Source organism: Planctomycetota bacterium (genome assembly GCA_026387035.1).
GTDB lineage: Bacteria > Planctomycetota > Phycisphaerae > FEN-1346 > FEN-1346 > JAPLMM01.
In genome coordinates this window covers 1-6,986 of the sequence record JAPLMM010000186.1, presented here as the reverse complement: position 1 = coordinate 6,986, position 6,986 = coordinate 1, and the positions used below count along the sequence as shown (strand labels likewise).

General features: G+C 68.3%; 6 protein-coding genes. 2 read left to right on the top strand and 4 right to left on the bottom strand.

The window, feature by feature from the left end; genetic code table 11:
• Positions 1 to 840: HD domain-containing protein (locus tag NTX40_06705; GenBank protein MCX5648769.1), on the top strand; the 840-nt coding region annotated here is incomplete at its 5' end.
• On the opposite strand, the gene NTX40_06700 is transcribed toward NTX40_06705, so the two are convergent.
• The 3 genes from NTX40_06700 to NTX40_06690 are packed head-to-tail and all read right to left on the bottom strand — an operon-like array spanning position 837 to position 5,112.
• The gene (locus NTX40_06700; protein MCX5648768.1) at positions 837 to 2,561 is read right to left on the bottom strand and encodes an iron ABC transporter permease; all 1,725 of its coding nucleotides are present in this window, start codon (positions 2,559 to 2,561) and stop codon (positions 837 to 839) included. The genes NTX40_06705 and NTX40_06700 overlap by 4 nt on opposite strands.
• Before the next feature lie 17 nt (positions 2,562 to 2,578).
• Positions 2,579 to 3,991, bottom strand: a complete 1,413-nt coding sequence (locus tag NTX40_06695; GenBank protein MCX5648767.1) for an ABC transporter substrate-binding protein — start codon at positions 3,989 to 3,991, stop codon at positions 2,579 to 2,581.
• 2 nt (positions 3,992 to 3,993) lie between these two features.
• Positions 3,994 to 5,112 carry an ABC transporter ATP-binding protein gene (locus tag NTX40_06690; protein MCX5648766.1) on the bottom strand — a complete coding sequence of 373 codons (1,119 nt, stop codon included), beginning with the start codon at positions 5,110 to 5,112 and terminating at the stop codon, positions 3,994 to 3,996.
• A gap of 161 nt (positions 5,113 to 5,273) precedes the next feature.
• Between NTX40_06690 and NTX40_06685 the strand changes: the two genes are divergently transcribed.
• Positions 5,274 to 6,437 (top strand): dipeptide epimerase, encoded by a 1,164-nt coding sequence (locus NTX40_06685; protein MCX5648765.1) that lies wholly within the window; start codon positions 5,274 to 5,276, stop codon positions 6,435 to 6,437.
• Positions 6,438 to 6,661: 224 nt separating this feature from the next.
• On the opposite strand, the gene NTX40_06680 is transcribed toward NTX40_06685, so the two are convergent.
• Positions 6,662 to 6,986, bottom strand: a 325-nt coding sequence (locus NTX40_06680; GenBank protein ID MCX5648764.1) for a putative dsRNA-binding protein, incomplete at its 5' end; no start/stop codon positions are given.

The window sequence follows — 6,986 nt, the reverse complement described above, 5'->3', positions numbered from 1 at the left end:
TCCGTGAACGACCTGCTGCGCATGGCCGACGAGGCCATGTACAGCGCGAAACGCCTGGGCGGCAACCGCGTCGTCGTCTGGAACCAGGTCCAGGGCGACGGCGAGTCCGCCCTCCTGGCCTCGGACGAGGTCCGCTTGCTCGAACGGCGCGTCCGGGCCATCAACGAGCAGAACCGCGACGTGTATCTGGAGCGCATGGCCGAACTCATCCGGGACCTGGAATCGCGCCACCCGTACTTTGTCGGCCACTCCGGCCGCGTGGGCGAGTATGCGTCGGCCATCGCCCGGCAGATGGGCCTCCAGCCGGACAAGATGGACATCCTGCATCGGGCGGCCTTGCTTCACGACCTCGGGCGATATGTGATTCCGGAAGAGGTGCTTTCGCGGAGCGGACCCTTGAGCCGATCCGACTGGGTGCTCGTTCGCCAGCACCCCGCCGTGGCGGAAAGAATTGTCGGCCAACTGCGGTTTCTCCAGCGCGAGGCGAGCATCATCCGCCATCACCACGAGCGCGTGGACGGCCGGGGATATCCGGACGGACTGACGGGCGAGGCGATTCCGCTGGAGTCGCGGATCCTGGCCGTCGCCGATGCCCTCGACGCGATGACGAGCCCGCGCCCCTATCGCGAGCCGTACTCCCTCGAAGAGGCGCTGGAGCACCTGCGTCTCGGGGCGGGCATCCAGTTCGACGCGCGGGTCGCGGAGGCGGCGATTTCCGCCGCCCAGGAGGCCGGCACCTGGCCCCTGGTCGCCGAGCCTGTGCCGGTTGCCTCCGGTGCGGACGGGATGTCTGAGGCGAATGAGCGACCGCGCCGTACGCCCCCGCCGCGCCGGCGTTAGGCCCGGAAGATCGCCCCCAGGCGTTTTCCCATCAGGAGCGCTGCCCCGACGAGCGTCACGGCTAGGAAGACCATCGCCCAGACGCCCAGCGCGCTCGCCATCGCCTCGCCCGTGACGGCGTATTCGCTCGAGCAGATACGATAGATGGTCCGCGTGACGGGATTGAATGCGTCGTTCTGCGCGAGGATCAGGCTGTCGGACACTTCGAGCATCGACATGGAGAAGACGAGGATGGCCCCGGCAACCAGGTTCGCGGAAATCAGGGGCACGGTGATTCGCCAGAGGGTCCGCCCCGGTCCCGCGCCGACGCTGTGGGCGGCCTCTTCGAGGGATCGGCTCGTCTGCTGGAACCCAGCGACGGCCGACCGCACCGCGAGCGGCAATCGCCGCACCGCGTACGCCGCGACGAGCAAGAGAACGGGATTATCCTGGGGATAGAGGTAGTTGCGGTTCCAGAGGCCGGCGGCGACGAGCCGGTCGCCCCAGTCGGCATAGGCGTTCAGGTACCCGAACGCCAGGACCAGCCCCGGGAGCGCCAGCGGCAGCATCACCATCGCGTCGAGGAGTCCTCGCCCGGCGAATTCCTTGCGCACGAGGACGTAGCCGATCCAAACGGAGAAGACCAGACAAATGGCGACCGCGCCCAGCGAGTACAGACATGAGTTGCGGATGCTCGGCAGCGTCCAGGGGTGTTCGAGCGCCGCGGTGTGGTGCGCTAGCGTCAGTCCTTCCGGCAGCACCGTGAATTGCCAGCGCGTCTTCAGGCTGTAGAGGATGACCGAGACGTGAGGCACGAGGGCCAGCAGCGTCACGCCGCCGAAGAGAAGCCACGCCAGGAGGGTTCCCCGGAGGTTCAGCGGTGCGGGCTCGGCGGCGCGCGTGGCGACGGCCATCTGGCCGAATGCCTGTCGGCCGAAGAGCACCCGCGCCCCCCAGTAGAGCAGCACCACGAGGACCAGGAGCAGGACGACCAGGGCATTGACTTCGGGGCTCGAGGGTTCGCTCACGCGGTCGAAGATCTGGACGGCGGTTACTTCGCGGAAGTTGAACATGAGCGGCGTGCCGAGGTCCGTCAGCGCCCAGAGAAAGACGAGCACCGCGCCCGCGAAGTAGGCGGGCAGGATCAGCGGAAACGTCACCCGCCAAAAGACGCGCCAGGGACCCGCGCCGACGCTCCGGGCCGCGTCCTCCAGCGACGGGTCCACGTTCGCCAGGCCCGCCACCACATTGAGATACAGGATCGGATACAGGTGCAGAGCCTGGAGGGCGACGATGCCGGCCATCGGATAGACGCGGAACCAATCGACGACGTCGGCCCGGTTCACAAGCCCGAGGCCGACGAGGGCGGCGTTCAGGGCGCCCATCGGGCCCATCACCTGCTTCAGGCCGAGCGCGCCGACGAAAGGCGGGAGGATCATCGGCACGAGGATCGCCGCCGATAGGAGCCGCTTGCCCGGGAACGCCGTCCGCGCCCCGAGGTGGGCGAGCGGCAGGGCGAGGGCGGTGGAGATGAGCGTCGTCAGACACGCCAGCACCAGCGCGTTCGCGAAGCCGGCGCGGATGCTGCCACGCTCGAGCGCGTTGGCGACGAAGTGCAGCGTCGGGCCGGTGGATTCCCATAGCGCGGATCGGAACACGTTCGCGAGGGGGTAGAAGACGAAGAGGCCGAAAAAGGCGACCAGGAGCAGAATGAGGACCCAGGTTTTCGCGTCCGGTCGCATCCGTGGCCGCTCGCTATTCAGTCGGCGGTCTGGGGCATGCCAGAGGCCAAGTGCGAGATCTTCTCGTAGCGCTGCCGGAGTTGGTCGCTCCACTCCGTCTCCAGGTCGCTCTTTCGCCGCTGGCGAGATTCTTCCTTGCGCTGGGCTTCCGCCCGTTTCTCCGGCGTCGCGCCCTCCAGGGTGACGATCGGCGTCCATACCTCCCGCCCCAGCCGGGCCATTTCCTCCTCGGAGAGGAGCGGCTGGACGAGCAGCGAGGCGCCAGGCTCCCAAGGCGTCCCTTTGCGGATGACCGCCTGCCAGGCCTTTACGAGGGGCTCGTGATTCTCGACGAGCGCGATGCGCAGGTAATCCGGCAGGATCGCGAGGCGGTCTTCCTCCTTGCGGGCGTCGTAGAAATCGGCGGGCGGCATCTGGAAGGGATTCATCGCCGGCCGCGTGCCCACCTCGGGTCCGTACAGGCTCGGCAGGACGGCCAGACGCTCGAGCGCGTGCTGCTTCGGCCCGCCCGGGACGCCCGCCGGAAGCATCCACAGGCGCTGTCCTTCGGGGCGCATGACGAACTCGACGAACCTTTCGGCCACCTTGCGATTCGGCGCGCCCTTCAGGACGGCGACGGGATCGCAGTTGACGACCGTGAGCCCCTTGGGCGTGACGAAGCCGATAGTCTCGCCGCCCTCCGAGAGCCTCTGGCGCTGGGCATAAAAATCAATGCACGGGCCGACCGCAATCTCCCCCTTGGCGCAGGCGCGCGGGATGTCCGAGGCGCTGGCGAAGAACTCCCGCGCGTTGGCCGCCATCCGCACCAGGATCGCCATCCCTTTCTCGTACCCGTAGGCCTGGAGGATGATCTCGTAGGCCTTGCGGACGCTGCCGCTCTTGGCCGGGTCGCCCGCTCCCACCAGGCCGAAGTATTTCGGGTCGGCCATCGCTTCCCACGTCTCGGGCATCGGCAGGCTGCGGTCCGCGAGGATCCGCTTGTTGTAAATCAGGCCGAACGTCGAAATGGCCGCCCCGTACCAGCAGAACTCCGGATCGTAAAGCGGTTGGCCGGCCGCCGTTTTCGGAATGGCCGCGAGCACGTCGTCCGGCAGGCGGTAAGGTTCGAGGAACCCCAGTTGCTTCATCCGCTCGTAGATCGCCCCGCCGCCGAACGCCAGGTCCACATCGTCGCGCCCGCTGAGGAACTTGTCCTGGAGGCGCTTGAGCATCAGGCTGGTCCCGCCGACGTCGGGCCAGGAAACTTCCACCTCGCGGCCTGTTTGGCTGCGGTACCAATCCTTAAAGGCCGCCTCGAACTCCGCGCGGATTTCGTCGCTATGCGGCGAGTAAATCACCAGCGAGTCCGCGCCGGACGCGGGTTCCTCGCCGCCGCATCCGACTAGGCCGACGAGCGACACGACCAACCCCAGCCCGACGAGGTGCTTCACGCTCATTCTCCTGCCGTTTTTGCGCCTGCGGCCTGGACGGCGGCAATTTCGCGGACGAACACGCGGATGGCCTCCGGCGCGAGGTGCACGCGGGCCGGCTCGCCCGGTTTGACGGGCGGCAAATCCGTCGGACGGTCCGACGCCAGGATCTCGTACCGGCCGAGGCGCACCCGCGCCTGCTCCGTCTCGCCCTGGAACGTTCGCGCCAGCACCGTGACCGCAAAGACGTTCTCCGCCGGCGCCTCGCCTTCGGCCGCCAGGAGCCGCACCGCCTCCGGCCGAATGCTCAGGACGACCGGCACGCCGGGGAAAAGGGCGCGCGGCGCCCGCGCGACCCGCACCGTCCCAAACGGCACGGCGACGACGGCCGCGTCGCCGTCTCGCGCGCGGACTTCGCCCTCCAGGAGGTTCGTCTCGCCGAGGAATCCGGCGACCCACGGGCCGGGCGGATTCTCGTAGAGGTCCCGCGGGGTCCCGAGGGCGACGATCCGGCCGTCGCGCACGACGGCGAGGCGGTCGGCCATCGCGAGCGCCTCGTCCTGGTCGTGCGTCACGTAGAGGCTGGTGACGCGGGCGGCGCGCTGCGTGCGGCGGATTTCGGACCGCATCTGGAGCCGGAGTTTCGCATCGAGGTTCGAGAGCGGCTCGTCCAGCAGGAGGAAATCCGGGTTGATGGCAAGGGCCCGCGCGAGAGCCACGCGCTGTTGCTGGCCGCCCGACAATTGCGTCGGCCGGCGCGAAGCGTACTCGGCCATCTGGACCACGTCCAACAGGTCGAGGGCCCGGCGCCGGCGTTCGTCGCGCCGCACGCCCTGCACCGAAAGGCCGAACGCCACGTTGTCCCGGACGGTCATGTGCGGCCAGAGGGCGTAGTTCTGGAACACCATGCCGCAGCGGCGCCGATGGGGCGGGAGGTCCGTAACGTCGCGGTCGCCGAAATAGACGCGTCCCGAGTCGGGCGGATAGAAACCAGCAATGACGCGAAGGAGCGTCGTCTTGCCGCAGCCCGAGGGCCCGAGGAGGAAAAAAAGTTCTCCCGGCTCGACGGTGAGCGACACGCCGTCCACGGCCACGAACGGGCCGAACCGCTTCGTCACGGTTTCCAATCGCAAGGGAATCATTCGGCGGTCTCCCGGCGCGCTCATACCAGCGGCCTGGGGCGATTGCAACCACAAAACGCTCCTGGGCCGACCCGCCCCGACGGGTTTTGCCAAAGGTTCGTTGACCCCCGTGGGGCTGGTGCCGATAATCATGTCGTAAGGCGGAGCGTGGCGGAGAGGTTATGCGGCACAAGCCGAAAAGCCTCGAGGTCTGGACCTACGAGATCTCGATGCGGGTGCGTTTCGAGCACGCCGCCGCGGGACGCGACACGAGCACGGGCATTCTGGTGCGGCTCGAGTTGGCGGACGGGTCCATCGGATGGGGCGAAGGCATTCCGCGCGATTACGTGACGGGCGAGACGCTGGCCTCGGCCGTCGAGGTCGTCCGCTCCGTCTACGCCGACCGTTTGACCCGCGACGCGCCGCTCGCCGAACCGCCCGTCTCCGACGGCGGGGTCGTGCACAACGCGGCCTGGTGTGCGGTGGAACTGGCGTGGCTCGACGCCGTGGGCCGATCGCGCCGCGTGCGCGTGGCCGACATCCTCGCCGCTCAGATGGACCTGAAACCCTATCGCCTGCTTCGTCGCGTGAGCGCCATTCTCTCGGCCGGGCCGGTCGAAAAGGTCCGCCGGAACCTGCGGGTGATGCGGCTGCTGGCGTTCCGCGACTACAAACTCAAGGTGGGCAAGGACGCCGCGCAGGACGAGGCCAACCTGGCCGAGTGCCATCGCCAGTTGGGCAGGGGCATGGCCCGCCGGCGCGGCCCCACGCGGCGAACGCTGCGCGTCGATGCCAATGGCGCCTGGGACCTCGAGGAGGCCGTCCGGCGAAGCGAGTCGCTCCACCGCGGGGGAGTTCTCGCGGTCGAGCAGCCGCTCGCGAAGGGCAACGAGGCGGCGCTCGCCGAACTTCGGCGCCGGACGCGCGTCCCGATCATGCTCGACGAATCGCTCCTGTCGCTTGAACAGGCCGAACGCCTCATCCAGGGCGGGCAGGTGGACCTGTTTAACATCCGCATCTCGAAAAACGGGGGCCTGGTGCAGAGCCTTCGCCTGGCAGACCTGGCCCACCGCTCCGGCCTCGATTTTCAACTCGGGTGCATGGTCGGCGAGACAGGGATCCTGACGGCGGCGGGGCGGATTTTTCTCGAACTCGCCGGCCGGCGCGTCCGATTTGCGGAAGGATCCTACGGCCGGTTCCTGCTCAGGTCCGACGTGACGCGCGAGCGGCTTTCGTTTGGCTACGGCGGTTTCGTCCGGGCGATGAGTGGGTCCGGGCTGGGCGTTCACGTCCAGCCGCACAAGGTTCGAGAAGTCGCGAGGCGGGCTTTGAGGATCGAGTACTGAACCATGTCCGAACGTCGCCGCGACAAGAAGCCGCGCTTTCCCCGGAAGCAGTGGCGGCCGGGTCAGCAGGAGCGCGTCGAGAACCCCAAGAAGGGCAAAGGGACGTATCGGCGAGGCGGAGACCGCCACGCAACGGAAGGCGAGACCGAGGAGTCGCGGGGTAGGGGGCTCCCGACTCCGCCGGAACGTCCGGCTGAAGACGGCCAAGAGGGGTCCGGCGGCACCTAGTCCTTTTCCTGCTCGTCGTCGGCGGGCAGGTCGGCGTCCGGGCCGACGGGTGTTGTTTCGGCTTCCAATTCGCCGAGGACGCGAAGGGCTTCCATGGCGGCCCGCTGTTCGGCCGCCTTCTTGCTGGGTCCCCATGCGCTGGGATAGCGGCGCCCGTGGATGACGACCGCGATCTCGAAAGCCTTGGCGTGGTCGGGCCCTTTCTCGTCGAGGACTTCGTAATGAGGCGTCGCGCCGAGGTCGCGCTGCGCGTGCTGCTGAAGAAGGGACTTGTAGTTGAGCGAGTACTCCCCGGCGACGACGTGGTCGATCTCGTCGGCC